The sequence below is a fragment of the Melioribacter sp. genome (genome assembly GCF_049325435.1).
In the GTDB taxonomy this organism is placed as follows: domain Bacteria; phylum Bacteroidota; class Ignavibacteria; order Ignavibacteriales; family Melioribacteraceae; genus Melioribacter; species Melioribacter roseus.
On the sequence record NZ_JBMOLD010000001.1, the window covers coordinates 159,637 to 186,131 of the forward strand.

Below are 26,495 nucleotides of genomic sequence, written 5' to 3' on the forward strand. Positions count from 1 at the left end.
TTCGCTCCTAATATCCGGTAGTCGACGAGCTAAATAATGAGAAATAATTTTGAGCCGACATAATCGAAGCAAGTTGAACCTGCAATTTTTGATAACGGAGTCTGAGCGCCGAAGCGTTTTTGTCGATTCTTGTCTGCGCCGCTTCGATACTGTCGTTCAGTGAAGAAATCGTGGAATCGTATGTCGACTTTGTCTTGGCAATATACCCGTCCGCCCCAAGATACGGACTAATACTGTCGTATAATTTGGCGGCAATGCCGTTTGTCGAAGTAAACAGGTCCACAACCTGACTGAGATTATTTTTAATGGCGTCTTCCAGTTGATCGGAATCCGACAACGACAGTCCGCTGTCAATATTGAATGTAATTCCGATTTTCGAAAGAGTATTAATTTTATTGGAGTCAATTCCGTCCACCGTCGAATAGGCGATTGTATTCAACAAACTTATAAGCGCCGAGGCTGTGGAATCTCCCCTAAGCGTTCCCCTCGAAGTGTCGGTGGTTTTCGTTTGATCGCGCAGATAACTGTACAGGTCGTTAAATTTTGCAATAAACTCGTTTATTTTATCTTTAATTTTGGTTACGTCTTTAGAAACGTTAATATTAACGTCGGCATCTCCCGCCTGCATAACCGACTTCAAATTAATGGTTGTGCCCGAAATCAAATCGGTAATTACATTCGAATTTCTTTCTACGTTAACGCCGTTAAAGTCGATTTTGGCGTTGAGTAAATCCGTTGTATAGATATAACCGGGAGTGTCGTCTCCTATCGAACCGTTCTGAACGAACGATTGGCGCGCTGTGCCGAGATTTAACCCTACAGCGGCAAGCGCCGTTCCGCCGCCGGTATCGGACAGATCGGTAATTCTATAATCGTAGCCCGATTCAACCGCCGTAATTCTCAATTGTAAACTTCCGCTCAACGGAGTAAAGACCGAAGCGTTTACCAATCCGGAAGCTCCTTTTTCTTTCGTTACGTTTACTCCCAACTCTGTTAGCAGAGTTCCCGTATCGTTTTTAATCGTTATATATTCCGAAGAGTCGTTAACGGTAACTTTAAGCTGGTAATCAGAACCGTTTACAACTTTTTCCGCCGTAATACCGTCAATATCGTTTAGCTGACTAACAATATTATCCAGCACATCGCTGTAGGTTCCGGCTGAATAATTAATAGTGGTTTCCGTGCCGTTCAGATCGACTACGAACGAGCCGCTTGAAGCCGTGCTGCCTGTTACCGAGCTGGACAGTACAACGGCTTTATCCGTATTAATGGCGTTTTGTATTTTCGTCATCAATGTTTCGTTCGTGATATATCCTGCGCTGAAATCGTCGGCGTCGAAGGCAACCGAAACTTTACTAATAAACTCTCCGCCCTCGCCGTCGCCTGTTTTTATAGTAAACTCGTGCGTTCCCGGAGCCGTAATTACCGCCGAGGCGGCTGTTGAATCCAAATCGATCGACAAAACGGCGTCGTTCTTAGCCAGTTGATTTATTCTGATTGTGTTATTCCCCTCCGTTGCTCCGGTACTCGAAACCGCCGTTGCAAAGTCCGTATTGGACGAAGTAGCGGCTTTCGAATAAAAAATCGAATCTGTTGCCGCGCTTTTTAAATCGCTAAGTAAAGTTTTAAATGTATCAAGTTTACCGCTAATTGTAGAATATGCAGAAATTATATTTTCATAGTATGATTTTCGATTGGTAAGCGGCGTAACTCTCTTTTGAGTTTCGTTAGAGATGTAAGAATTGACCAGATTATTTATGCCTGACGTTGTCAGAATGTCGTAGGCCATTTTCAACCCATATTTTTAATAGCGTCCAACCATGTCTGCTTTAATTCGGTCAATATTTTCAGGACAATTTCGTTATTTTTTTTGCGCATTTGGTCCTGGCAGAATGTATACAAGCGGAGTAATCCTGTGGATATTTCTCTTGCCGCAGGGTCGTCAAAATTCAGCGAATTAATTAATACCTGAATAGCTTCGTTGGTTCTCAGCATGTCGTTTTTTTGACATTGCTGTATTGCGAAGTCGTAAACTTTCAGAGTCAATTCCTGAGGAGTGGAATTTTTAATCTGATTAACGAGATACGGATTAGTTTTTTTAGCTGAGTAATTTGCTGTATACATGGCTCTCAATATTTTAGTTAAAAAATTCCCTCTCCCCGGAGGGAGAGGGATTAATCAGGATAAATTCCCAATTAACGGAAGAGGCTCAATATCTGTTGAGGAGCTGTGTTCATTTGAGCCACCATTGCAGTTGCCACCTGAGCTCCGATTTGGCCCTTGGTAGCGTTCAACTGTTCCATTGCGACATCGGCGTCGAATATGTTGCTGATAGTAGCCGTGTTGTTGGCTATTGCAGCCGTGAGATATTCTTCTCGAGAATCGAGAGTCTGGCTCAAGTTACCGAGACGCAATAGCGCATTACGAACATTATCGGCTACTGTTGTAGTATTATAGTCCAATACGGTAGAATCCGTGGTGCTTTGGAGATTTGAAGTGCCGATAGCCGTTGCAAGGTCGCCGACTTTCAAGTATGTGTCGCTTGCAAAGTCGACCGAGAACGAGGAACCGCCAACGTCGAAGGTAGCGTTTGACAAAGCGGTCGAGCCGTCGGTGCTTGCGAGCAACTGCGTGCCGTTAATGTTGGTGTTCTTAAGTATCGAGTCAATTTCTTTAGCGAGAGTTCTGATGTCGTTGGCAATAGCGGCAGAGTCTTTCAAAGGATCGTCTGCGTCGGTTTGCTTTGCTTTAATCTGGTTTAATTTGTCTGCAATCTGCTGTAAAGCGGATTCTGCGGTAGCCAGATAGTTTTTAGCCGAAGCGATGTTGTTGAGCTGAGCCTTCTGAGTAAGAGTTTGAGCTTCGAGCTGTTTACCGACGTTGTAGCCGGACGTGTCGTCTGCAACGCTGTTGATCTTTTTCATTGTTGCAAGACGAAGTTGTGCCTTTTCTGTCTGCGCATTGATTTTTGCCAATGCATTGTAAGCGTTAAGAGCGCCAACGTTTGTGTTAATTGAGAATCCCATAATTTACCTCCTTGTATGTTTGTTAAATCCGCTCAAGCTTCCCTGCTTGAGCTTGTTGATTAATGAGATTTATTTCTCACTAATATTATCGCACATAGTCAATAAAAGTTTAGCGATTCTTGTATATAATTTTTGTCTCAATGTCAAGACTTCAGGCAATAATATCAACGCTTTCACGAAATGAGAACGGACGCGGTTTGATGAAACGGCTAAAGGAGGGCTTAACGATTAGAGGTTAGTTAGCGACCGCAAATCCTTTCAATTTTTCTTTGATCAATTTCACTTTTTGAATTATTTCACCCATCTGAGCGAACGATTTTTCCATATATTCAAAAATGTCAATTGCCTCATTAAATCTTCCGCCTTTTATATAAAACGATGCAAGGTAAAAGAGCGCCGCCGGGTCGTTAAGCATAATATCTTTATTGGCTTCCATTAATTGAATTGCTTCGGCGGTTGCGCCTTTTTGATCGTATATCTGCGCTATGTTTTTTATTGCGTCCGTATTCTTCGGATACAGCTTGTGAATATAGTTAAAAAGCCTCAGTTTAATATCCGTATTTTTCTGAGCTTCTAGCACCGTAACCAACAAGTCAAGATTGTATTTGTTAAGATGCTTTTCAATAATATCCGCTATTTCTTCGTTTATTTCTCTTCCGTTTAACACGCATTCCATCAACTTTATCAACTGCAGTTTATGATTGGCTTCTTCGTCTTTTATTATTCGATACAATTCTTTTATAAAATACTCCGTAGAATCCGAGTCCTGAGACCTGAACGAGAGGAACAAACCGAAATAAATTATTTCCCTGTTGTCGACGTAGATTGTTTGTTTATTCAGCAACTCGTTATTGTTAATACTCTTATTGGCTTCCATCGCTTTTTTTGCGTAGATCTTTGCTTTGTAGAGATTTTGCTGACGCAAATAGACCTTTGACATAAAGAGATAATAATATGTCTGCTTCGGATTGAGTTCGATCGCTTTGTCGATCAGCTTTTCGGCGTCTGTCGAATTAAATTTCGAATGTTCAATTTGCGCCAGATACGCGTACGCCTCGGCTTTCAACGCATTGTCCAGATCGTCCTTTTTGATAAGTTCGGAGAAGATTTCTTTAGCTTTGTCGTTGTTTTCCAGGATATAATACGTTTGCCCAAGCTGGAACAAGCTGTAAGAAGACTTGCTTTGGTTATAATCTTCCAGCAGCAGTTCAAGATTTCTTTTTGCCTTCTTTTCCTTTTCCTCTTTCGAAACGTCGTAACCGATATGGTTAATTACTATTTTCGAATGCTGAATTTGATAACCGTTTTCAACGAGCGAATCGGTTATCTGTTCATGCACTTTACCGCTAAACTTTATATCCGGCGAGTTCTTAAAAAGTCTTACGTAACGAATGGAATGGTCCCTCTCGTTTTCGCTGTCGATACTCTTTACAGTGCAAAAGTAGCCTGCCTTCGTAACGGTATTCAGAATTTTTTTCAATTCATGGATTGAATTGGCGTCCAGCCGTTCGTCCGCGTCGAGATACAATATCCAGTCGCCCGTCGATTTTGAAAGCGCATAATTGCGGGCGGCAGAAAAATCGTTGATCCATTCAAAGTTATAGACTTTGGCATTGTATTCCTTAGCAATAGAAACGGTATTATCGGTAGAACCGGTATCGACTATAACAATTTCATTAACTAAATTTTTTACCGACTCGAGACAATCTTTCAGATATTTCTCTTCGTTTTTGACGATCATTGAAAGTGTCAGAGAACCCATGGCTAACTCGCTTCTAATGATGAATGATTCAGCTCGTAACCGAGCAATTTATTTACATCCGCCAAAGCGTCGGCGGCGGCGCCGTTATTCGGGTCGTTTTTAACCGCCCATTCTAGCATTACTTTAGCCGCTTCCGGATTGTCCTGCGCCAGGAATACCTGCCCCAGTCCGAAACAAGCCGAAGAGGATTGGGGATTCAGATTGAGTTCTTTTTCGAAGTACTGCTGAGCCTCAAACGTATTGCCGGCAATTAAGGATATATTTCCTGCAAGATCATAAACATCTTCTATACCGCTCACATTCGAATCATTTGACAAAGTCTTTAAGTATTCTTCTGTATACCTTATGGCTTCATTATACTTTTTATCGTTTAATAACGACGCAACATATTCAGAATTGAAGACATTCGTTTCATCAGCGCTGTATTCATTCAGTACTTCCGGATGGCTATCCAGATAGAACTTATAAAGAATATTTTCAAGATTTTTAATTTCCCTTTCCTTAGAATTAATCAGAGCGGTCAAGTATCCATTTTCTGCTATTTTATTTCTTAATTTAACGTCATCTAACAATTCTTTAGTTGCTCTATAAATTTCATCAACAGATTTCGGATTTATCAACAAACAGTTTTTTTTGTCTTCGCAATATTCGCTTATCCCAATTGTTCTCGTACAAATTACTGCCGTTTTAGAAGCCATGGCTTCCAATGGCGGCAATCCCCAAGATTCGTAATATGACGGATAGATAAGAATATCTGCCGTAGCGTATAGAAAAGACTTTATTTCCGGCGTAGGATTATAATAGAACTCGCAATCGTAGTCCTTAAATATATCCGGTTGGGTATTAGAAATGCGCACAAGCGTTATTTTATAATTTTCTTTTTTAATTCTATCAATTGCTTCTTTTATTTCGGTTATTCCTTTGAATCTTAACGGCTCGAGATCAGTACCCATACTATCAGGGCCTACAACCAGCACACGCGCCGTAAATCCTTCCAATTGCTTCGGACGCGGACGAAAGAGATCCATGTCAACGCCAACATTAATTATTGCATCCGGTATTCTACCCGTTCTTTTTTGAATTATTCGAGCAAAATATTCCGAATTAGCTATAAGCTTAACTCCGTCAAGTTTATAAGAGTTGTCGGACATTAACTTATTAGTCTTAAGAGCTCTGTTATTTTTAAGATTCTTCTTTATATCTACGTCGTCAAATATAAATTGATCGCCCTGCGCATAGTATATTTTTACGTCCGATTGAATATTCAATAGTTCATGGGCATTCAGGTAATACGTAGCGATTACTATATCGGCATTTTCTACATATTTTGCCATGTTTTCCGTATCTGGAATTTTAATTACTTCCGCATTTAAGTTAATACCTCGGGGTTTTTCCGTATAACTTATTATTTTTACTTCGTGCCCTTTTGTAGCCAGCATATTTGCCTGACCAATAATCGTGAGATTCCCTCCCGAAACTGAAGAAAGATTATTCACCAAATAAGTAATAGTTAATTTTTTACGCTTTTTAATAATCTCAATCTTGTCGTCGACTCTATTTCCCTTTACAACGTTTATTTCAGTTTTATCAGCCGAGTAATTAAAATTCTCCAGTATCCCATATTTATTTGCAAATTCAATAAAACTTTTTTTCGAATTAGCTTCTGAATAGCTTGCCGCCGTGTTCAAACTGTTATCGATAATATTCTTATTGATTTGTTTTTCAATTAATGCCTTGATTAATATATTTATTAATGCTTGTACATCATCATAATCAACCAGATATCCGTTGTAATTATCTTCCAAAAAACTTTCTGCGCCCATGTTCTTTGTAGAGACAACTAGCGTACCGCTTGCCATTGATTCAAGAACCGACAATGAAAATCCTTCGTACCAAGATGCGCATACATATAAGTCACAGTAATTGTATAAATAAGCCATTTGATTTGAATCGAGTTCTGAAAATACATTGATATTGAATTCAAAGCTATTCTTAATATTATCCAACAATTTCTTCATATCATCCGTTACTATTCCTACGGCTATATTAAGCGTCAATTCCTGTATTCGATACTGAGTTTTTTGGAATACTTGCAATGCCGTAAGGACATATCTAAGTCCTTTCAAGGGCTGCAAAGGATTGCCTACAAATAATATGTTTTTTCCGGTTTTTACTATATCGTTGTTCGGGGAAAATACTTTATGGTCGACAAAATTATTAACTAAGTACGAATCTTTATTAAAATTGTCTTTAAATAATTTTTTCAAATGCTCTGAAACTACTATTGTATGGAATGGGATTTTGTGCAATGAATTGAACAAAGCTTTATGGGTTCTTGTAGTAGTAAAATTATCGCCGTATAAATACCCTTCGTATGCCTGGCAAACGTAAATTATTTTTTCAGGAGGTATTTTGTTTAGAATTTTTCCAATATCCAAAATTGTATATAAAAACACATACTTATAAGGATTCAAATCAATTTCATCATAATTTTCAACCTGTACGTATTTGCCAGGGATATCCGTCCAATTGCCTTTCGGAGTATCGCAAAATACAGTAATTTTGCATCCCGCTTCCGCAAGCCATTGCATGTATTTTGTATATATTATTGTACCCCCGCTTTTCCCCTTCAAGCCTCTGGCAATAAATGCAATTTCGTTTCTTTCCGTCTCATCTTTATCCGGACGGGGCATATTAATAAGATATTCATGTATTTCATCGTCCCGGAAATAATAGCCTTTTTTACAAGTGTCACATACTATTTTAATTTTTTGAGATTCTTCTTTGACAGTAATATAATCTCTTTGGAGAATTCGTTTATTGCAAACAGGGCATTTAATTCCAAGAGTATATTTAAATTTACCTTCATAAGTTATCGGTTCAAGTTCCCATTTATAGAAGGATACCGTTGGAAGTTTTGAAAAGTTATTATTGTTTTCTTCAAGATAGAGTTTCGGATTATAAGTTTTATTTTTTTCTACGAAGGGTAATGACTTTGTTTCTCGTTTATTAAATAATATATATAAATACCTGTCCAATATTTCCGCTTTTTTTCTCTCCCCTTTTGTTATCAACTCGTTTATATATTGTATCGTCTCGTTATAATAATCATACGGTTTGTATTTGAAAGTATCCCTCGTATAAATATTTTCCAATGCATCTAATATTCTCGAAGGGATTTTCTCTCTATCAAGTTCCAAAACGTATTTTTCTATATTCTTTTTAATTTCTTTCCTGAACACAATAGGCGAACGATTATTAATCCATTCGTTCATCCTGTCTATAAATGCCGGGATATAGCCGCTTCTGTACATAAACGCATTTGTATTAATTGCAATATTCAAACTGTCTCGAAGCGCTTTTTTAATATCTTCAGGATTAGTCAAATTCAGTAACGGATAAAATTCTTCATATGTATGTGAATTAATAAAATTCAGACACGAGCGCGCTGAATCCAGGTACATGCCGTCAGGAAACGCGTTTGTGTCCTGTCCCGGATGAAACCGTGTAACACAAGTTCGTTTGTTAATATATTTTGATACGAATTTGGCAGTAATACGCAACCACATATCAAAATCCTGCGCCTGACGCAAAGTTTCGTCAAACATTCCGACTTTTTCGAATACGCTTCGTTCTATTACCAATGATATTGCATGAACATAATTCCCGACAAAGAATTTTGTTATCTGAAATTCATCAGGTGGAATTGCCTGCCACAGGCCCGGCAACGTTTTTTCTTTTGTAAAATCATTAAGATAATAGTAATGCGAATAAAAGAACTTTATATCCCTAAACTTATTTATAGCATTCTGCATAATTTCGAGTTTCTCAGGTTCAAAAAGATCATCAGAGGAAAGCCAGCTGATCCACTGACCGGTTGCTTTTTCAATTCCGTAATTAAGCGCTGACGCAGTACCGCCATTAACTTTATGATAACACTTAATTCTAGAATCCTTCTTCTCATATTTACTCATTACCTCAGCGGTATTATCCGTACTACCATCATTAACTATTACAGCCTCCCAATTAGAGTAAGTTTGACTAAGCAGACTATCTATTGCTTCGCTTAGTAGATGAGCCTGATTGTAAGTGGGTATAATTACCGAGAATTTAATATTACTTTTCATCATCGCATCCGATTATTTATTTTTCTCAAATAAGACCCAATGCCATGATGCCTTATCCAACGGCCAATATTTATCTTCTGTTTTTAGAATTTTCAAATCAAGCTCTTTTGCAAGCGCCTGTATATCCTCTATAGTCCAATTAACACAGGGTTCGTATTTTTTTAATTCTGCATCTCTTGTTCCGTATTCAGATTCCATGAACTGCAGAAGCATTTTGCCTCTATTTGACAACTTTTCTGCCATGCCTGATATATAGTCTTTGGTCATATCTCGAGTCAAGTGCTGAAAAACTGTAATTTCATACACAAAATCAAGCTCTACATTTATATCATACCTCCAGGAATCTGCTAATACCGGAGTAAAATTATCGAATCCCTTATTCTTCAAAAAATTAACGGCTTTATTTAATATTTTCCTGCTCACGTCAATACCATAAATATGTTTAACATATGGCGCCATTAAAGCGGACTCTCTTCCGTATCCGCATCCTATGACAGCCACATTCATATATTTTTTTAATTCTACAAAACTATTGATAAGCTCCAGATCATCTCCATATAAAGGTAAGTTATCCGACCCGTTGCCGTAGTACATATGGTTTTCAAAATAATTGTCATCCTGCATTTGTCTCCAAAACTCTAAATTGCTGGAAGATATAATTCCTTTTGGTTTCCACTCATTATTTGCCAATAAGAAATATTCTGCTTTCAATTCCGAATCATCCGGATGGTATTGCAGATAACGGTCAATAATATTTACAGCTAAATCTATATTATTCTCTTCTTTTAATATTTCTAAATAATTTAGGACATAAACGCGATTTGTTCTATCCAATTCATACGACTTTTGAAGGAATTCGCGAGCATTTTTTTTGTTTCCCCTGTCCCATTCTATAACGCCCAGATTGTTAAGAGCTTCTGTATTATTAGCATTGATTTCCAGAACTCTGTTAAAATATCTTTCCGCTTCTTCCGGATTGTCTTCATACGTCATTACCATCTCGCCCAGTTTCACTAACGAATCTTCTAGTTCTCTTGTAGAAATTACAATATCTCTCTTTTTCTCAAGAAAATTATCCGAGTTATTCTTAATAGCAAAAAAGGCTCCGAATGGTTTGTCGAGCATATTACCGTTGTGGTCATATTTATGAAAATCTTCACATGCTATTATAATCCAGTCGTCTTCAAAGTCTTCCGGCACCCAGCCGGAAAGATGTTTCTGAAATTCTGCGCCGTTTAACCCCCATGCATCAACGTCGTTAAATTCTTGTTTTATAAAACCGAGAGGAGTAAATAATACTACTTGCTTTTTTGCGATTTCTACAGTCTTTGATAATAAATTTTTACCCTTCTCTTTATCAATATGTTCAATAACATCCAGAAGAAAAACTGTATCTACGCTTTTAGAAGGGACAGCATTTATTAATTGCTCCCAATCCATTTTCAGAAAAATATACTCGATACCATTCACATCTGTCAAAGTAGAATGCGGATTTATAACGAAATTTTTGTCTGCAGGTCTCTTAATATATTCATAATGTTTAATAAGGTAATTAATATATTCAGCGTGGGGTTCGCAGCATATATGGACTGAAGGTTTAATATAGTTCTGCGGTCTTATGCCACACCCAATATCCAGAACCGTATTACAGTCATAAATATATTTTTGGGCAGTCTTTACAAATTCTTCGCTGTTTACCCATATAACATTGTTTAATTTTGTTTCCATATATTATCTCCTATTATTAAACTTATTTCTTTTGCCCATACATCAGCCCATACTTCTGCGTCGTTTTCCGGTTCAATACTCTTAAGCCATATTGTCGTTCCATTACCCGCCTGTAATAAAATGCCTTTCCCTTTTTTTATTTCTAAAATTTCTCCCGCTATACCTTCAGATCTAGGCTCGCCTATTTCTGATGTCCAGACGACAACTTTTCCGAAGTTTGTTTCAAAAAATGCACCCGGATACGGATGTGTAAGCGCTCTGACATAATTATGTATTTTTTCGGCTGACCATGAGAATTCCATTTTTCCGTCCTTTGGAGTTCTCCTATAATAGCGCGAACCTTTCTTCCCAGCCTGCGATATTCTTCTGAAAGAGCCATCCAATATTTTAGGCAGTGTCCTTTCAAGCATTTTAAGAGCAGTCCTGTCGGCTTTTAAGTATGCGGTTCTAATATCGTCTCTTTCCTCAAGTTCAAACGGTTCAAAATCGAGAATATCTCCCGTATCCGTTTTTTCTTCCATAATGAAAAGCGAATTGCCCCATTTGCCGCCGCCTTCAATCAATTTCCAATTTAGTATAGCTGCGCCTCTTCCTTCGGGTAATGGAGCAGCATGTATGCCAAGACAAAAAAGCGAAGGAATAGAAAGCACTTCCTTTTTCCATATTTGCGACCATCCCGATTGAATTATTAAATCCGGTTTTCTATTTCTTATCCATTCAATTGTGTCCTTGTTGTTAATATCATCTGTATAATAGATATCAGAAGGCCTTCTGGATTTGAAATCAAATAGGGGATCGAAATTAGAACGGCTGTAAAACCTTTCGGGAATCATGTTAACCACTCCTATCAACTCAACACACTCCATTCTTTCCAAAAGATTATTCACTTTTCTCGTCATTGGCGTAGTGCCGATCGATATTACTCTTAATTCTTTCATCATTCCCCAGCCTGATAAAAGCCGATTTTGTTGGAATCTACCAAACGAGTAATCATAAAAGCTTCGGCATAATCGTGACCGCATAAATAGCCCCAAAATCTTTCACGATCAAATATCTCCCTCTGCCATCTATCTTTTCTATAATTCCATTCGGTTTGGTGCACTGAAAGGAAGTCTTCTTTAACTCTATATTCTTCTTTCGTAAATCCCCAAAAGAATTGAGGAGTAAACACTTTTATATTATCAAAGTAAGAGTTGCTTTGATATTGTAAAACGTTGGGTACTCTTCGGAAAGCTACTCTTGAAATTTCCCAGGTAGCCACATGGTCGGTATTATGATCGCCAAACCAATGTGTAAACACCAGGTCAATTGATTTCTCTCTGACTATATCTTCCAATTCCTGCATTACTTTTTGATTATAACTCATTTTTTGATTCGGCAAAGGAGTTGTTTCCAAATGGATAACCCCTAATTTCTCAAATGCCTTTTTGCCTTCTTTTAATGCTGTTGATTTCAATCTCTTGTGAGAATCTATAACGACTTCGTAATCCGATTCAGTAAGGACTGCGCCATATACTTTAGCTCCGCGACTCATTAATCGCTGCAAAGTAAGCCCGCATCCTATTTCGATATCGTCCCAATGAGCTCCAACAGCCAGTACATTCATAGATCGCCTCTAAACTGATATTTTTGTTAATTCAAAAAACTCCTTCATTTCTTCAATTTGCCGCCGTAACGGCTTGACGGAAACAATACCGGATAAACCGTATACCGAGTCCAAACTTCTGTCGACGGCGCTTTCCGCATTAACGGGATTTATTTTCAGATTCAGATTATAGACTTCGTTAAATATTTTCAGCAATTCATATTTGTTAACCGTATCCGGAGAAAAGATGTGATAAATACCTTTTTTGTAGTGCCCGTCGATAAGAATTTTTTCAATAACTTCGGCTAAGTAGAGAGTAGTGACGCCGTTCCATAAATGATTCGTAAAACCGTTTACTTCTTTACCAGCCTGGCTTTTAGCCCACTCGAGCAGCGAACGGCTGTTGCCTTTTTCTTCTCCTATAATCGAAGTTCTCAAAACCATACAATCGTTGGTTTCTCCCGCGTTTTTGCTTAAACCGTACAAATCATCGGCGTCGAAATAATCCGCTTCCGTATATTTTCCTTTTTTTCCGGTATAGACGCAATCCGTCGTAATATGAATGCATTTTATATTTTTCTTATTGCAAAGTTTTGCGAGATTCCGCGGAAACATTGAATTAATTCTGAGCACAGCCTCAACGCTATTCTTTGCAATTGTCGGTTTTATTACTCCGGCGCAATTAATTACAGTATCCGAACCTTCAATCAAATTCTCAAGCTTATCCATAGAATCGGTCGCTATATCGAATTCTTTTCTCGTAATTTCCGTAACGTTGTATCCTTTTCTAACGAAATATGAGCTGACTGCAAAGCCGAGCATTCCGCTAGCGCCTATAACGGATATTTTCTTCATTTTATCTCTCCTCTATTTCCCACGGATTCCAATAACGAGCATCGTAGCGATAGTCGTCATCGATACTTTCTTTTAATTCCGACGTCGAATAAAAAATCAGTTTGGCGTCTTCGGTCAACGTCATAAAGCCGTTTGCATAGCCGGGCGGGATGTAAAGCACAGCCGGCGTTTTTTCGGAAAGGACAAATCTGTGGACTTCCAAATCCTTAGAAGGGTTATCCCAATTATCGATTTTGACCGCTCCGATTATCGCTGCGCCTTTTACCGCAGTAACATATTTAGCTTCGTTTTTGTGAGCATGCCACGCCCGTACAAATCCACTGCGATGATTATCCACAATGTAGAATCTTTTCACATCCTTAAAATTAAAGTCGTTAACAAAGCTCACCGAGCCTCTGTCGTCAACAGCCATACCCCCTTTAATCAATACCGGTTTGAGTTCGTCAGTCATGCCGCTTCTACCTCTTTGAATTTTTCGGACATCAATTCGTTATAATGTTCTTTCAAATAAGCCTGATTGGAATATCTCGGGCTTTTCAGATCTTTAATCCTCTTGGTTTCCACAAGATATTTAAGCTCTTCGATGCCTTCGTCGATCGAATGAACGGATTTAAAACCGAAAGTGTCTTTCGCTTTTTGTGCGGAGACTCTGTAATTGCGAGTATCCTGGAAAGGCATGTCGGTATGCTCAATAATCAAATCGGGGAAATGCATTCTAACCTGATATGCCAGGTCCATAATTCTTACATTCTGTCTTGCCAGATTAAAGACGCCCTTGTGTTCCGTTTCAATATTTTGAACCACAGCTCTTGCCACATCTTTTACATGCAGAAGAGGTCTGAACTGGTCGCCGCCGAATACATTGATCTGACCTTCCACGTAAGCTCTAACCGTTAAAATATTTACAACCAAATCGAGTCGTATTCGCGAGTATAAATCACCTACACCGAACAGCGTTCCCAGTCTGAAAATCATGGCGTTTTTATGTTTTAAATATTTTTCAGCATTCAGTTTTGTTTCGGCGTAAAGCGATAAAGGATTCGTAGGAGAATTTTCATCAAGTTCTTTATCCTGAGCGCCGTAGACCGAACAAGTCGACATAAAAATTATTCTGCCGTCGTAATTGTCCGCAAGCCACGACACCGAATCCTGATTAATCGATTTGGTCAACTGAGGGTTCAATTGACAGGCTCCGTCTCCCACAATTGCCGCCAACCAGACTACAGCGTCTGCCCATTCCAGATGGGGCTTAAGTTTGCCGGCATCACGAACATCGCCAAAAACAAAATCGACCGGTTTTCTGAACGAATCTTCATAGAGCAAAGCGTCATAAACACGAACGTTATAATTTGAATCGAGGAGCAAATCGGTTATTGCGCCGCCCACATATCCGGCTCCGCCTACCACCAATACGTTTTTCATTTTGTATTCCTCTTTATTATTCTTATTATTTTATCGGATGTTTTGCCGTTGCCCAGCCACTTGATTTTATCTTTCGATATGGAATAATTATCAAAAAACTTCACTGTATCTTTTACCATCCTGCCAATGGGTCTCGTCTCACCGACCAAAATACTGTTTCCGTTATCTATAGATTCGGGGCGCTCCGTAAAATTTCTGGGAACTGCAACCGGCACGCCGAGTAAAGGACATTCTTCCTGGCTGGTTCCGGAATCGGATACAACACCGTATGCATTATATTGAAGTCTCAAATAATCGAGAAATCCGTATGGTCCGACCAGTTTTATATATTTTTTATCGTTCAGCAGTTTATATTTTCTGATTAATTTCAGGGCCCGGTTAAATTTTACAAGCCTGACTTCCATCCCCAATTTTTTTCCCAACGTATCGAGGTATTGAAGGATGTGATTATATTGCGCCGGACTGCTCAAGTTTTCATTTCTATGAATATCCGCGACTATAAAATTACGCTCTCTCGGTCCTGCCGGAAGGTAGTCTTTAACCACTTCAACAATCGTATTGCCGACTACGTGGATTTGCGAGGGATTTTTATTTTCCTTGATCAATCTTTCCTTGTATAACGGCGTATAGACGAATACCATGTCCGATACATAATCGCAAATTACTCTGTTAACTTCTTCCGGCATCCTCCTGTCGTAGGAACGCATACCCCCTTCGATGTGAGCAATCTTATAACCTTCTTTAAAGAGCGGAGCGCTTACGAGCGCCGAATTCGAATCGCCCAAAAAGACGACCCAATCGGGCTCGATTTTTTTTCTTTTTAGTAAATAGATAACTTCTTTCGATAAATAGGATAATTGTTCGTAATGATTTCGGCTGTTTTTACCCGTCTGAAGCGTAAAATCGGGCTTTCTTATTTTTAGTTCCTTAAAAAAAATCCGGCTCAGTTCATCGTCGTAATGCTGTCCTGTATGAATCATTATATGCTCAAAATTTTGATCCAGTTTTTCGAAAACTTTGCTCATTCTGATAAAATCAGGACGAATCCCTGTAATGGTTACAATTTTCGCCATAAGTCCTTCAGTTTTTTTACCAGAAGTTGCAAATACTGTACCAGATTAAAAACAGCTTTTTTTTAATATTTGACGGGTTTTTATGATTAATAGTGGAGAAATGGCTAATATTAGCCAGGAGGGGGACTACCTAACTGTGTCGAGAGAGGCCATAAATTCTTTTACTTTTTCTTCAACTTGATCCGTTATACGTTTGCGATGTCTTTCCCTTTCTTCCTGTAATTCATCGATCTGTCTTTTGTGATGGTCGATGCTGGCAGTTATACTGTTCCTCATCACGGTCTCTTTGTCTTTTGAATATTCTTCGGCTTCTTTAATTAACCGGTCTTTTTGAACTTTTAACATATTCAATTTTTTAACCAGTTTTTGTTTTTCGTCAACTCTGTCGATTAATACAAAGCCGGCTATTACTCCCGAAATTAAAATTCCGATTAAGAAACTGACAATTCCCCATCTTAATCCGGAGAAAATGATCATTACTATAGTAGAATTATAACCGGAAGTGTATGCCAACGATTCGTTCGAATAGCCCGCCAATCCGCCTATCAGAAATACAATCAACGCAATGATCGTATTGTTAACCATGTTTGCCGAGAACGATTTTGCCGGATTATACCTTTCAAGATGAGGCAATTGCAATATTTTATCTTCTATAATCTGTTTTTCATATTCGTAATTCGAGTTTATAGTCTTGATTGCGTCGTCCAGATTGCTCTTAACTTTTTCATGAAAAGTTTCTAATTCTTTCTTCAGGCGTTTAATGGTTTCGGAATAATCATTTATAGCTTCGTCGTATTTAACCAGGCTCTGTTCAATTTCTAAGTATTCCCTCTTCTTCTTCTCCTCCACTATCAAGTCAAGCGTTTCCTGATATTTACGTTCGAACTCCGGATACATTCCGATTACGAGCGTATTTGCAGATTCGGCGTAAGCTTTAATTACTTTATCCAACAGAATAAAGTGTTTATTTATTTCTTCCGTAATGTATTCGTCGACTTTTAATTCCTTCAAGAGAATTATTTTATCGGCTATTTTTTTCAATGTATTTTCTTCCGCAAGTCTGTAGGGACTTAAAGTATCCGAAATCAATTTTTGCGCCGGAGCAAAATCTTTTTCATAAAACAGATTGTAGATCAACGCATTAATGAGGAAGTAGTTAAACATACCGAAGTTATTTACATCGATCGCCGCAATCATTCTGTGGAAATCGTACGTGATTACTTCCCTGACGTAGTACTCGACAATTTCCATGTTGTTTAATTTAAGTTCGCACAAAGCGCTGTAAATTTTAGCCGTAATACCGTTTTGCTTTGTCTCGACAGCCTCTTTGAAAAGATTATTCGCTTCGTCATATCTCTTTTCTTTAAGATACAGAAAACCGTGAAAGAGATTTACTATGTAAAGTAGTTCATGCAATACAGGCTCCTGCAATTTCAATGCGGCAGCCATCTGTTTAACTTCGTTGAAAAGTTTGTCGGCTTTTGAGAAGTTATAGATTGAGCTATGATATGTGTGAAGTATAGCCTGGATAACGAATTTAAAGAAATTGTGTTTATAAATATCGCGCTCTATAAAACTCATTGTAAGATTGGCGTAATATTCTTTTTCGCCTCTTATCTGCGCCGTAGCCCACTTTGCATAATTTTCTTTAATCGATTTATGCAGGTCGAAATATTTGGCTCGATTGAAATTCGCTTTCATATATTCTTCTATTTGAGCCAATAGCCAGGAATCGTAGACCCAATAGATAGGAGCGTTGTTAAAAGGTATGAATATTTCTTTAAGTTCTTCGGGTATGTCGAAAGAGAGAATTTTAATATTGTCCTTTATGTGCTTTATATAATCGAATTCTCCTTGAAAAGAGAGCTCGAATAACTCCCTGCCGAGTTTAAAGAATTCGGAAACGCTCGCTCCCTTATTGCCCGTTGTCACAATATGTTTTTCGACGGCTTCGGACACTTTTACTCCATACCGTAATCTTTATAGTTAAATGTTAAGACAATTTGAGTGCCTTTATTTTTCTCACTATTAATTTCGAAATTTCCGTTCATAAGTTTAGTCAGTTTGTGAGCAATTGTCAGTCCCAATCCCAAACCTTCATAAGGACGCGTATATCCTTCGACTTCCTGACTGAAGGGCGATAATAACCGTTCAATATCCTCGGGATTCATGCCGATGCCGCTGTCTTCAATAATAATTTTAATATTATTCCCTTCTATCTGACTGCCCAGATAAACATATCCTTTGTGCGTATATTTAATTGCATTGTCTACGAGCAGCTCAATTATCTTTTCGAGTTTTACCCAGTCGACTTCAATCATGGCTTCGTTATCGCTCAATCCCAGGCGAAATTCGAGTCCTTTCTTCTCTGCTTCTTTATATTTTTTGTCGTAGACATGTTTAATAATCTGATTACAGTTTAATATAACGTACTCTATTTCGACTTCGCCCGCTTCTATCTGCGATAAATCTACAATATTCGTAAAGAGTTCCAGCACGCGTCCCAGCACGTCTTTCATCTGTTCGGTAATTTCTTTCACCGCCACATAATCTTTAGCTTCGAGGCAGTCGTTCAAAATTTCCGAATACCCGAGTATTCCGTTAAAAGGAGTTCGTATTTCGTGGGAGATATTCGCCAAAAAGCTCGACTTCATCTTATTTAATTGAACCTCTTTCAAATAACTGATTTCTAGCTGTTCTCTGTACTTTTTCTCTTCGGTAACGTCTTTGAGCGTAACTATGAATATTTTATTTTCCCCGCCGCCGAGATCGGTGTAAGTTACTTTGCAATTGTAGTGCCTGTCCTTTCTGCATTTATATCCGAATTCATAAATTTCAAGGGGTCCGTTTTCTATTGCGGAAATCGACTGTTTTATTTTATCGTACAAATCTTTCGGGATTATATCTTTAAGTTTCTGATTCAGTATAACAGATTTATTCAGTTCAAACAGTTTGTAAAAGTTGTCGTTTGCATTGTCTAGAATGAAATCGTTGTTTTCCTTGCGTGTAATTAAAAGCAAATCCGAAATGTTATTGATTATGAGCTTTTGCTTTCTTTCCGATTGTTCTATAATCTGTTTCTGATAAACAATCTCAGTCAAATCGTGCGCGCTTATAATAAAGCCGCTGTATCTGTTGTCCGTAGCTGTAAACGGGTGAAGATGAATATCCCAATATTCTTCCTTGCCGCCTCGATTCATGCATATGATTTTTTTCCATCCCGTTCTTGTATCGACCGCGCGTACGAACGACTCGTAATCATCGCTTATAAATTCTTTGAACAGCTCTTTTATATTCAGATAAAATAATTCTTCGATGCTTTTGTCCAGAATATCCTCCACCGAATGGGTGGCAAATACGATGCTTCCTTTGTCGCCAGCGATGATTATTGGAACGTTACCCAGATCGAGAGCCGAATGGAGAGAATCGATTTTCCATTCGATTTCCTTTCGATTTTTTTGCGTGTCAATATTTATCAGAAAAAACTGCTCGCCTTTTATAAATATTCTCTCGATATCCACCTTATACGGATTGGAACCGTTGTCGTAGTCCGTATTAATTGTGATGTCGAATGTCAGATTTCTGAAATTTTTGCCGAGGAACCCTTTAACAAGAAACAGAAATTCCGAAGTTGGATTTAAACGGTGAAGGCTGTCGTTTACATTCAAATGAAATATATCGGTGAAGAGCGAATTACAATACAATATATTCAAATCGGAGTCAACGATAACTATTGCTCTGCTTCCCGGCAATTCCTTGTAGAGTTTCATATTATCAGCCGGGCTGTAATTTTTATCTTCCGCCACGTATTTATTCTGCATAAGTTATTTTATTTGAATGCTTTTTATTTTGAAATCATGCTCGACACCTTCTATGTTTGTTATATCTATCTTTTTAGATAAATATGTTTCCAGGAATTTCATAAGACAATGGTTTAAATAGAAAAACTCTTCTTTAAGTTCGTTTTTATAATCCGCGTAAAGAGTATCGAGCGTAAGAATATCTGTTATGAAATTCGGTTTTGAAAGAGTTACTTCCCTGATATGCTCGAAAAAGGCTTTCAGTTTATCCATTTTACGGGAGGAGTCGTTTATTCGATTCTCTTCGGCGACGGGCGCTGAAACGCCTATTGTAATGGTAACTTCGGCGGAATAGTTATTAACCGATTTGCTTACCCGATAATTTATGTGTTGATATTTGGATAATTCGATTAATTCGAGGGAGGCGACAAACAAAAAATCTTCGTACTCAAATGAAATTTCTATTTTGTCGTCGCCGCTGTTGAAACTGTTCAGTTTCCATCCGTAGCTGGACAACAGAGCAGTCGCAGGAGAAATCGACACCGAATCGTTATTGGTTATGGACGAAAAGGCATAAGGATTATTTTTACGGTTAAATTTATGATTACCGTTGGATTTTTTATAATCGGTATTTGGGCTGATATTGACTATTCTTTCGAGCATACCTTTTCCTCCGATATTATTATCGAAGGAAAAGGCAAATTCTTTAGATTAGTCGGTCTTAATCATTCGGTTTTCGTCGATATAGTCGATTACCTGGGGATTTTTGAGGTATATTAATTGCTGAACGAACTTATTGATCCTTTCGACCGATTCTTTCATTACTTTCAAATCGTCCGCCAATTTCGACTTGCTATCGTCATTAAGTTCGTTTTCGATCGATTTCAAAGAAAGCATTAAACTGCTGAGCGGGTTATTTATTTTATGCCCGATCGTACATGCGAGGTCGACTACGGCCTTGCTGTGTTCGGCGTTCTTTAATTCGTTTTGAAGATTATAAATTCGAATTCCCGAACGGATTCTTGCAAGCAGTTCCTGATTTTCAACCGGTTTAACCAGGAAATCATCGGCTCCGATATCGAGTCCCATTATACGGTCTTTCAACGACGAACGGGCTGTCAGTATTATAAAGTAGATCGATTTGAATTTTTCGTCAGCCTTCAAAATATTGCATAAAGAAAGTCCGTCGAGCACGGGCATTGTCCAGTCGGCAAGTATTACTTTGGGACTAAAATTCTTCAAAATTTCGAGGGCGTCTTCGCCGTTTATTGCAGTAGCCACTTCGTAATTGTTGCGCGTTAGTAACTTTTCCAGTATAAATCTGGTGTCTTTTTCGTCTTCAACTACAAGGATTTTATCTTTCATAAATCAACCTGTTAACTTTTTGTAAAAATAGATCTATACTTACAATCGGTTTCAAAACGTAATCGTCGGCTTTGCTTTCAATCAACAAACTGTTGCCTTCTTTGCTTTTGGAGTATGCAGTAACCAGGAGTATCGGTACGTTTAAATTAACAAAATTTTCTTTAATATACCGCGAAAGTTTGGCTCCGTCGATTTTTTCGGTTTCCAGATACGTATTTCTCAAACTGACGTCCATTATTATCAATGCTACATTGTTACCGTTCAGGTGAGAAAAAAGTTCCTCGGTATCTTCGGTAATTACGGTTTCGAATCCGATTTTATTGAATAAGACTCTGTAAAAATCCTGCAGGAGCTGGTCGTCTTCGATTATCAATATTTTTTTCTTTTCGGAAGTCAATTTAATTCGTCGAATATTTCAAAGTAATACTGATTCTTCTGTTGATTGAACTGTACGGATTTTCAGGGTCTCTGAGGCGTGTATCGGCATATCCGCTAATTTCGTCGATTTGTTTTTCTGAAACGCCTGCCGCCACGAGAGCTCGTTTAGCCGAATTGGCTCTGTCGGTGCTCAGTTCGAAATTAGTATATCCCGTTCCGTCGTTTTTATACTGGCGCGCGTCCGTGTGTCCTTCGATAATAATCTTATTATCCATCTTGGCAATCTCCGCGCCGATCTTACTAAGTATTCGTTTGGCTTCTGGTTTCAAATCCGCAGTTCCGACTTCAAAGAAGATGTCGTTGGCAGAATCGATCAATTCAATTCTCAAGCCTTCCTTAACAACTTCTATTTTTACCTGGTCTGTCAGTCCTTCCAGGTCAGTTTCTTTTGTCAATTCCTCTTTTAATTTCTCTCCCATTTTTTCGAGTTCCTGCCGTTCGGATTCTTTTTTCTGTATTTCCGATTGAATTTTCGCATCTATAAGAGAACTCGACCTGCCGTCGAGAATGCCTTTCCCTTTGGTAGAAAATCCTATCGGGTCGCTAAAATACCCGGCTACCGCTTCTTTAACTTCCTCGCTTTGACCGAGCACCCACAATACAATAAAAAGGGCCATCATTGCGGTAACGAAATCGGCATACGCCACTTTCCACGCGCCGCCGTGATGTCCTCCGTCGACCTTTTTTATTTTTTTAATTATCGGAGGCTGTTCGTCGTAGGATACATCCAGAGCAGGCTCTTCCTGCTTTTTCAGAGTGGGTCTTTTATTCGAAGCATCAGCCATTATTTCTTACCTCTCAAAGCGTTTTCAAGTTCGCTGAATGTCGGTCTATGATCGGAAAAAATAGTGCGCCTTGCCATTTCAGCGGCTACAAACGGCGGATTGCCTTTTGCATAAGCGAGAATAAATGTCTTAATTATTTTCATTTCTTGGGCTTTATCTGCTACAACATGATGTAAGTTTGCAGCGATAGGATTTACAAAACCATATGATAGCAGCACTCCTAAAAATGTTCCTACGAGCGCAGCCGCCACGTGTTTTCCCACAGCTTCAGGTCCGTCGCTAATAGATCCCATAGTTATAATAACTCCAAGCACTGCCGCCACTATACCCAACCCCGGCAAAGAATCGCCCACGCGGCCAATCGTTTCGGAAACGGGTTTGTTTTCGAGTTCGAATGTTTCGATTTCGGCGTCCATTAAATTCTCGAGTTCATGCGGCGGCACCGAACCCGCCAGCATTACTTTCATTGTGTCGCAAAAGAAATCTTTTTTAACCGGGTCTTCTATTAAAAGTTTGCTTTTTGAGAGAATTTCGCTTTTTTCAGGCTGTTCAATATGCTTTTCGATTGCCAGCAGTCCTTCCCTCTGCGCGGTAAGAAAAAGCATACTGAAAGCTTTCAGCATTTCGATATAATCTTCTTTGGAAGCCGCATGACCCTTAAATATTGTAGGCAATTGTGCGGTTATTTTTTTTAACAAAGCCGGAGGCGAAGCTATTAATATACTTCCGATAGCCGCTCCCCCGATCGTAATAAATTCGGAGATCTGAATAAGCACAACTAAATTGCCTCCTGCCACTAGGAAGCCTACAACTACTGATACGAATACAACAGCAATACCTACAATAACGAACATTTTAACACCTTATTTAGAATTTAGAATTTCGAGCACTTCGATTTCGTTCAACAAGTTTTCAATTGAATTTTCGATCGTACTCCAATCGTTATTATTATCGGAAATTTTTTCTTCTATTTCAGCGCAAATGCGAGAAAGATTTCTAAAACCGACCGTTCCGCTGCTCCCTTTCAGTTCATGGATTATCGTTCTCAACAGCTCCCGTTTTTCTGTAATAAGAGCTTCTTTAATGGCGTCGATTTTTAACGGCAGATTCGAAATAAAAAGTTTTTTTATAGTCTCCTTTATTTCTTTTTTTTCTTCATTGCTCAGGAGTTTTTGATTTCTCAAATTGGCAAAGAAGTCGTTGCCGAGCGCTTCTTTTATCGACTTTATCAAAATCGATTTCGACAACGGTTTCGAAATTACATTTATCGCTCCCGATTTTACCGCTTCAAGAACGTTCTTTTTATCCGTATGTCCGCTTATGACAATTACGGGAATGTCCTTCAGATCGTCGAGCACTTTAATTACCTTCAGCATTCTGAGACCGTCGAGGTTAGGCATCATTATATCCAGAAAAATCAGTTTCGGTTTATACTCGATGGCTTTTTGAATCCCTTCGAGTCCGTCGCTCGACATAACTACTTCAATGTTATATTCAGAGAGAAAATTTTTGATAACATTACGAATAATATCCGAATCGTCAATCACCAGAATTCGCACCTTATTGTCGAAAAAAGTCGTCATTTATTAACCTTTTTAATTTTATATTTCGACAAATCGACATTATCGGCGCCCTTTTGTTGAGAGGCTTCGCGCGAAATCTCAATGACCTTTTCGTAAATTTCCCCGCGGTAAATTTCGACCGAATCGGGCGCGGTTATACCGATTTTCACGTGATTCTCCGATATCGAGAGAATCTTAATCGTTATGTCTGGCCCGATTTTAATTTCTTCGTTTACTTTTCTTGATAAAATTAACATGGCTTACTCTGTAAATAAATTGTAATAGAGTGAATACTTTTCGTCGTCGAGTATTTTCTGATATCCCGTTTTATTTTCCTGATTAACGTATACGGGAGCTTTCATATTGACGGTAATTTTCAACGGGTCAGGATTCAGAATAACGATTCCAAAAGCTTCATGATTCTCGACCTGCGGATACTCTTCGTCGATTAATCTCAAACCGAAAAGCGGGAAAGCGATATCCGGATTTTCGACCGAGTTTAACCAATAAAAAAGAGTATCCTCCGGTTTAATCAGGATAAATTTACGAAGAGTTTCGAATCCGACCAAACCTTCTTTGAAATTAAGAATCAGGTCGTCGGAGAATTCGATTTCGCCGAATTGTTTAGTTTTAAGCTTCATAACCTCTCACTTTAATATTACTATGTCTACTCTTCTGTTTAACGCCCTTGTTTCGGGCAGATCATTCGAGGCTATCGGTTTATATTCGGAATAGCCCACGATTGAAACTTTATCCGGCTTTATGCCTTCTTCCTTTATCAAATAATACGCCGTGCTCAGCGCCCTGTCGACCGACAGGTGCCAGTTGGATGGATAACGAACCGTATTAATCGGCACGTTATCTGTATGACCTTCAATTCTTATGTCGTTGGGCAAAGCTCTTATAACGCGAGCCAATCTCTGCAAAACCAACTTGGAGCTTTCGTTCAAAGTCGCTTGGCCCGATGGAAATAATATATCGTCCAAAATGTGGATTGTTATACCTCGTTCATTTTCTTCGAGTCTTATCGAGGAGCCGTAATTGTATGTTTCGATCAATCTCGACAACTGGTCGGCTAATTTTTCTTTCGGGCTCGGAATAACCTTACCTTCCTGCAACAAAGATAAATTGGCGGAACTGCCGAAAATGCTCCCCATTGCCGCTGCGACATTTTTATATTTAGCCGTATCGATATTCGACATTGCATATAAAATTATAAACAGACCCAATAATAGAGTAATAAGGTCCGCATAAGTAATCAAATACCGATCCTTATCGTTGTCTTCTCTGAAGAGTGTTTCTTCTTCGTTATCTAAGCGCTTATTTTCTCGTATTGCTCGGAGGTCGGAAGCATTCCAACCAGACGCGCTTTCATTATCGAAGGAATCTCTCCACTTAGGAGTGTGATTACTCCCTCCAGAGTTACTTCCATCATATTTTTTTCTTCCAAATGGCATTTTTTAAGTCTGTCTCCGATTGGCAACCAAATTATATTGGCGCTGAACACGCCCCATAATGTAGCTATAAACGCGGTTGCAATGTTCTTTATCAATGAATTCGGGTCGGCGCCTGCGTTTGCCAGTGTCATAATAAGGCCCATCACAGTGCCGATAATTCCCATTGTGGGAGCATAGCCCCCCATTTTCGTAAATAAAAAGATATTCGAGTAATGCCGTTCCTGCATTGCTTTTATTTCCATCTGAGCCAGTGAGTAAATCGACTCGGGGTCGATTCCGTCGATGGCATATTTAGTCATTTTCCGCGGAAAATTGTAAGGAAATTTGGCAATATCTTTTTCAATGGCAAGGAGTCCTTCCTTTCTGGCTTTAACCGATAACTCAATGAAAATATCGACAATCTTTTTTATGTCGTATTTCGGGGGGAAATATGCAAGACGGATAAGTTGAAATATCTTACTGAAATTATCGAGTCCGAATCCGATAATAACCGCCGCAAAAGTACCGCCGAAAACAATAACAAGAGACGATACAATAAAAAGCGCTTTTATCGATCCCCCTTCGATTATAAATGCGCCGAATATCGAAAAAACTCCCAACGTTAAACCGATAAATGCTCCCGATTTTCGCATTACATGTAATCCAGAATTGATTTTGGTAATATGGATGAAGCCAATTTATAAGACAATTGCAACAAATAATCCTGGTACTGAAGGTCAATCGACAGTTCCGCAGGATCTATTTCCTTTCTTTTTGCAAGCATTTCCTGAGCGTCCGTCAACTGATTATCCAATATTGTATTGATATCTTCCAGCCTGTTGTATTTCTCTCCGGTCAATGACTGAATAGAGAGAATTTCATTATAAGCGGCATTCAATCTGTCCTTTAATGCCTGACCCGGAGCTGCGCCCGCGTCGAGCGAGTCGATTATGTCGTTTATTGTGGCGAGTAAATCGCTGGATTCAATTTTACTGCCCGGCACATTGACGCTGTCTTTTATGCCGCTTGAAATTTGCACTTTGACCTCGCCGCTCAGGTCGGCAGAATTAGTTACTACTTTACCGTTAGCGTCGATCGACCACGGTTCCGTCGTATAATTTGTGCCGCCGAACAAATACATGCCGTTATATTTAGAATTTAAGTTCTGCACTATCGATTCGAGCGACGCCCGTACGGATTGCGCGACCGTACTGAAATTCGCGTTTACCGCATTATCTATATTTACCACCTGAGTGATGATCTTCTGAGTTTCGCCGACTATATTATCCAGGGAATTGATCGTGAACTTTACGAATTCTTTCGAGTAATCGATATTCTTTTGATATGTCTCTATTTTCTTAATTTGAGAATCGATATTGATTATCTCGAGAGAACCGAACAAATCGTCGCTTAATTTTTCTATGCGGCTGTTAGTAATCAGCTGGTTCTGAATCTTTACTTTTTCGTTGTTAATTTTATCCTGATTATAGAGATATTTATTCGACAATATGTTTTCTGTAATTCTCATCTT

The 26,495-nt window shown here is 38.8% G+C and carries 25 protein-coding genes; all 25 read right to left on the minus strand.

What is annotated here, in order from left to right; translation table 11 throughout:
- Positions 1 to 7: 7 nt before the first annotated feature.
- Entirely contained in the window at positions 8 to 1,789 is a 1,782-nt protein-coding gene (fliD, locus tag ACOYVE_RS00645; protein ID WP_422880504.1) for a flagellar filament capping protein FliD, read from the minus strand.
- Positions 1,790 to 1,791: 2 nt separating this feature from the next.
- On the minus strand, positions 1,792 to 2,124 hold the full coding sequence (locus ACOYVE_RS00650; protein ID WP_422880505.1) for a flagellar protein FliS: 333 nt from the start codon (positions 2,122 to 2,124) through the stop codon (positions 1,792 to 1,794).
- A gap of 71 nt (positions 2,125 to 2,195) precedes the next feature.
- A complete protein-coding gene (locus tag ACOYVE_RS00655) occupies positions 2,196 to 3,026 on the minus strand; it encodes a flagellin (RefSeq protein ID WP_422880506.1) in 831 nt (276 codons plus the stop codon).
- 235 nt (positions 3,027 to 3,261) lie between these two features.
- A complete protein-coding gene (locus tag ACOYVE_RS00660) occupies positions 3,262 to 4,788 on the minus strand; it encodes a tetratricopeptide repeat-containing glycosyltransferase family 2 protein (protein ID WP_422880507.1) in 1,527 nt (508 codons plus the stop codon).
- 2 nt (positions 4,789 to 4,790) lie between these two features.
- Entirely contained in the window at positions 4,791 to 8,915 is a 4,125-nt protein-coding gene (locus ACOYVE_RS00665; protein ID WP_422880508.1) for a glycosyltransferase, read from the minus strand.
- 12 nt (positions 8,916 to 8,927) lie between these two features.
- The gene (locus ACOYVE_RS00670) at positions 8,928 to 10,643 is read right to left on the minus strand and encodes a methyltransferase domain-containing protein (protein WP_422880509.1); all 1,716 of its coding nucleotides are present in this window, start codon (positions 10,641 to 10,643) and stop codon (positions 8,928 to 8,930) included.
- Entirely contained in the window at positions 10,628 to 11,584 is a 957-nt protein-coding gene (locus ACOYVE_RS00675) for a methionyl-tRNA formyltransferase (RefSeq protein ID WP_422880510.1), read from the minus strand. Before ACOYVE_RS00675 ends, ACOYVE_RS00670 begins: the two co-directional genes overlap by 16 nt.
- Positions 11,581 to 12,249: a PIG-L deacetylase family protein gene (locus ACOYVE_RS00680; protein ID WP_422880511.1), complete on the minus strand. Its 669-nt coding sequence runs from the start codon at positions 12,247 to 12,249 to the stop codon at positions 11,581 to 11,583. The genes ACOYVE_RS00675 and ACOYVE_RS00680 overlap by 4 nt, the downstream gene beginning before the upstream one ends.
- 9 nt (positions 12,250 to 12,258) lie before the next feature.
- On the minus strand, positions 12,259 to 13,083 hold the full coding sequence (locus ACOYVE_RS00685; protein WP_422880512.1) for a dTDP-4-dehydrorhamnose reductase family protein: 825 nt from the start codon (positions 13,081 to 13,083) through the stop codon (positions 12,259 to 12,261).
- A gap of 1 nt (position 13,084) precedes the next feature.
- Complete coding sequence (locus ACOYVE_RS00690) at positions 13,085 to 13,534, minus strand: dTDP-4-dehydrorhamnose 3,5-epimerase family protein (RefSeq protein WP_422880513.1); 450 nt, start codon at positions 13,532 to 13,534, stop codon at positions 13,085 to 13,087.
- On the minus strand, positions 13,531 to 14,505 hold the full coding sequence (locus tag ACOYVE_RS00695) for an NAD-dependent epimerase/dehydratase family protein (protein ID WP_422880514.1): 975 nt from the start codon (positions 14,503 to 14,505) through the stop codon (positions 13,531 to 13,533). The genes ACOYVE_RS00690 and ACOYVE_RS00695 overlap by 4 nt, the downstream gene beginning before the upstream one ends.
- Positions 14,502 to 15,578, minus strand: a complete 1,077-nt coding sequence (locus ACOYVE_RS00700; protein ID WP_422880515.1) for a UDP-N-acetyl glucosamine 2-epimerase — start codon at positions 15,576 to 15,578, stop codon at positions 14,502 to 14,504. The genes ACOYVE_RS00695 and ACOYVE_RS00700 overlap by 4 nt, the downstream gene beginning before the upstream one ends.
- Before the next feature lie 126 nt (positions 15,579 to 15,704).
- On the minus strand, positions 15,705 to 17,537 hold the full coding sequence (locus ACOYVE_RS00705; RefSeq protein ID WP_422880516.1) for a hypothetical protein: 1,833 nt from the start codon (positions 17,535 to 17,537) through the stop codon (positions 15,705 to 15,707).
- 2 nt (positions 17,538 to 17,539) lie between these two features.
- On the minus strand, positions 17,540 to 19,348 hold the full coding sequence (locus ACOYVE_RS00710; protein ID WP_422880517.1) for a PAS domain-containing sensor histidine kinase: 1,809 nt from the start codon (positions 19,346 to 19,348) through the stop codon (positions 17,540 to 17,542).
- Between the two features lie 54 nt (positions 19,349 to 19,402).
- Entirely contained in the window at positions 19,403 to 20,041 is a 639-nt protein-coding gene (locus tag ACOYVE_RS00715) for a hypothetical protein (RefSeq protein ID WP_422880518.1), read from the minus strand.
- 48 nt (positions 20,042 to 20,089) lie between these two features.
- The gene (locus ACOYVE_RS00720; RefSeq protein WP_014856835.1) at positions 20,090 to 20,743 is read right to left on the minus strand and encodes a response regulator; all 654 of its coding nucleotides are present in this window, start codon (positions 20,741 to 20,743) and stop codon (positions 20,090 to 20,092) included.
- Positions 20,733 to 21,140: a response regulator gene (locus ACOYVE_RS00725; RefSeq protein ID WP_422880519.1), complete on the minus strand. Its 408-nt coding sequence runs from the start codon at positions 21,138 to 21,140 to the stop codon at positions 20,733 to 20,735. Before ACOYVE_RS00725 ends, ACOYVE_RS00720 begins: the two co-directional genes overlap by 11 nt.
- A 1-nt stretch (position 21,141) precedes the next feature.
- Entirely contained in the window at positions 21,142 to 21,966 is an 825-nt protein-coding gene (locus ACOYVE_RS00730) for an OmpA family protein (RefSeq protein WP_422880520.1), read from the minus strand.
- Positions 21,966 to 22,820 carry a flagellar motor stator protein MotA gene (gene motA, locus ACOYVE_RS00735; RefSeq protein WP_422880521.1) on the minus strand — a complete coding sequence of 285 codons (855 nt, stop codon included), beginning with the start codon at positions 22,818 to 22,820 and terminating at the stop codon, positions 21,966 to 21,968. The genes ACOYVE_RS00730 and motA overlap by 1 nt, the downstream gene beginning before the upstream one ends.
- Before the next feature lie 9 nt (positions 22,821 to 22,829).
- Entirely contained in the window at positions 22,830 to 23,549 is a 720-nt protein-coding gene (locus ACOYVE_RS00740) for a response regulator (RefSeq protein WP_422880522.1), read from the minus strand.
- Positions 23,546 to 23,785, minus strand: a complete 240-nt coding sequence (gene csrA, locus ACOYVE_RS00745; RefSeq protein WP_422880523.1) for a carbon storage regulator CsrA — start codon at positions 23,783 to 23,785, stop codon at positions 23,546 to 23,548. The genes ACOYVE_RS00740 and csrA overlap by 4 nt, the downstream gene beginning before the upstream one ends.
- A 3-nt stretch (positions 23,786 to 23,788) precedes the next feature.
- Entirely contained in the window at positions 23,789 to 24,169 is a 381-nt protein-coding gene (gene fliW / locus ACOYVE_RS00750; protein ID WP_422880524.1) for a flagellar assembly protein FliW, read from the minus strand.
- Between the two features lie 6 nt (positions 24,170 to 24,175).
- Positions 24,176 to 24,862: an OmpA/MotB family protein gene (locus ACOYVE_RS00755; RefSeq protein WP_422880615.1), complete on the minus strand. Its 687-nt coding sequence runs from the start codon at positions 24,860 to 24,862 to the stop codon at positions 24,176 to 24,178.
- Positions 24,841 to 25,617 (minus strand): motility protein A, encoded by a 777-nt coding sequence (locus ACOYVE_RS00760; RefSeq protein WP_422880525.1) that lies wholly within the window; start codon positions 25,615 to 25,617, stop codon positions 24,841 to 24,843. Before ACOYVE_RS00760 ends, ACOYVE_RS00755 begins: the two co-directional genes overlap by 22 nt.
- A complete protein-coding gene (locus ACOYVE_RS00765) occupies positions 25,617 to 26,492 on the minus strand; it encodes a hypothetical protein (protein ID WP_422880526.1) in 876 nt (291 codons plus the stop codon). The genes ACOYVE_RS00760 and ACOYVE_RS00765 overlap by 1 nt, the downstream gene beginning before the upstream one ends.
- Between the last annotated feature and the right edge of the window lie 3 nt (positions 26,493 to 26,495).

Excerpts from the sequence above, each read along its gene's own strand:
- ACOYVE_RS00680 (WP_422880511.1), bottom strand. The coding sequence starts at position 12,249 with ATGAATGTACTGGCTGTTGGAGCTCATTGGGACGATATCGAAATAGGA.
- fliD (WP_422880504.1), bottom strand. The coding sequence starts at position 1,789 with ATGGCCTACGACATTCTGACAACGTCAGGCATAAATAATCTGGTCAAT.
- ACOYVE_RS00720 (WP_014856835.1), bottom strand. The coding sequence starts at position 20,743 with ATGAAAGATAAAATCCTTGTAGTTGAAGACGAAAAAGACACCAGATTT.
- fliW (WP_422880524.1), bottom strand. The coding sequence starts at position 24,169 with ATGAAGCTTAAAACTAAACAATTCGGCGAAATCGAATTCTCCGACGAC.
- ACOYVE_RS00685 (WP_422880512.1), bottom strand. The coding sequence starts at position 13,083 with ATGAAGAAAATATCCGTTATAGGCGCTAGCGGAATGCTCGGCTTTGCA.
- ACOYVE_RS00710 (WP_422880517.1), bottom strand. The coding sequence starts at position 19,348 with ATGAAACTCTACAAGGAATTGCCGGGAAGCAGAGCAATAGTTATCGTT.
- ACOYVE_RS00715 (WP_422880518.1), bottom strand. The coding sequence starts at position 20,041 with ATGCTCGAAAGAATAGTCAATATCAGCCCAAATACCGATTATAAAAAA.
- ACOYVE_RS00700 (WP_422880515.1), bottom strand. The coding sequence starts at position 15,578 with ATGGCGAAAATTGTAACCATTACAGGGATTCGTCCTGATTTTATCAGA.
- ACOYVE_RS00730 (WP_422880520.1), bottom strand. The coding sequence starts at position 21,966 with ATGGCTGATGCTTCGAATAAAAGACCCACTCTGAAAAAGCAGGAAGAG.
- ACOYVE_RS00690 (WP_422880513.1), bottom strand. The coding sequence starts at position 13,534 with ATGACTGACGAACTCAAACCGGTATTGATTAAAGGGGGTATGGCTGTT.
- ACOYVE_RS00760 (WP_422880525.1), bottom strand. The coding sequence starts at position 25,617 with ATGCGAAAATCGGGAGCATTTATCGGTTTAACGTTGGGAGTTTTTTCG.
- ACOYVE_RS00675 (WP_422880510.1), bottom strand. The coding sequence starts at position 11,584 with ATGATGAAAGAATTAAGAGTAATATCGATCGGCACTACGCCAATGACG.
- ACOYVE_RS00650 (WP_422880505.1), bottom strand. The coding sequence starts at position 2,124 with ATGTATACAGCAAATTACTCAGCTAAAAAAACTAATCCGTATCTCGTT.
- ACOYVE_RS00655 (WP_422880506.1), bottom strand. The coding sequence starts at position 3,026 with ATGGGATTCTCAATTAACACAAACGTTGGCGCTCTTAACGCTTACAAT.
- csrA (WP_422880523.1), bottom strand. The coding sequence starts at position 23,785 with ATGTTAATTTTATCAAGAAAAGTAAACGAAGAAATTAAAATCGGGCCA.
- ACOYVE_RS00765 (WP_422880526.1), bottom strand. The coding sequence starts at position 26,492 with ATGAGAATTACAGAAAACATATTGTCGAATAAATATCTCTATAATCAG.
- ACOYVE_RS00740 (WP_422880522.1), bottom strand. The coding sequence starts at position 23,549 with ATGACGACTTTTTTCGACAATAAGGTGCGAATTCTGGTGATTGACGAT.
- ACOYVE_RS00660 (WP_422880507.1), bottom strand. The coding sequence starts at position 4,788 with ATGGGTTCTCTGACACTTTCAATGATCGTCAAAAACGAAGAGAAATAT.
- motA (WP_422880521.1), bottom strand. The coding sequence starts at position 22,820 with ATGTTCGTTATTGTAGGTATTGCTGTTGTATTCGTATCAGTAGTTGTA.
- ACOYVE_RS00665 (WP_422880508.1), bottom strand. The coding sequence starts at position 8,915 with ATGAAAAGTAATATTAAATTCTCGGTAATTATACCCACTTACAATCAG.
- ACOYVE_RS00670 (WP_422880509.1), bottom strand. The coding sequence starts at position 10,643 with ATGGAAACAAAATTAAACAATGTTATATGGGTAAACAGCGAAGAATTT.
- ACOYVE_RS00695 (WP_422880514.1), bottom strand. The coding sequence starts at position 14,505 with ATGAAAAACGTATTGGTGGTAGGCGGAGCCGGATATGTGGGCGGCGCA.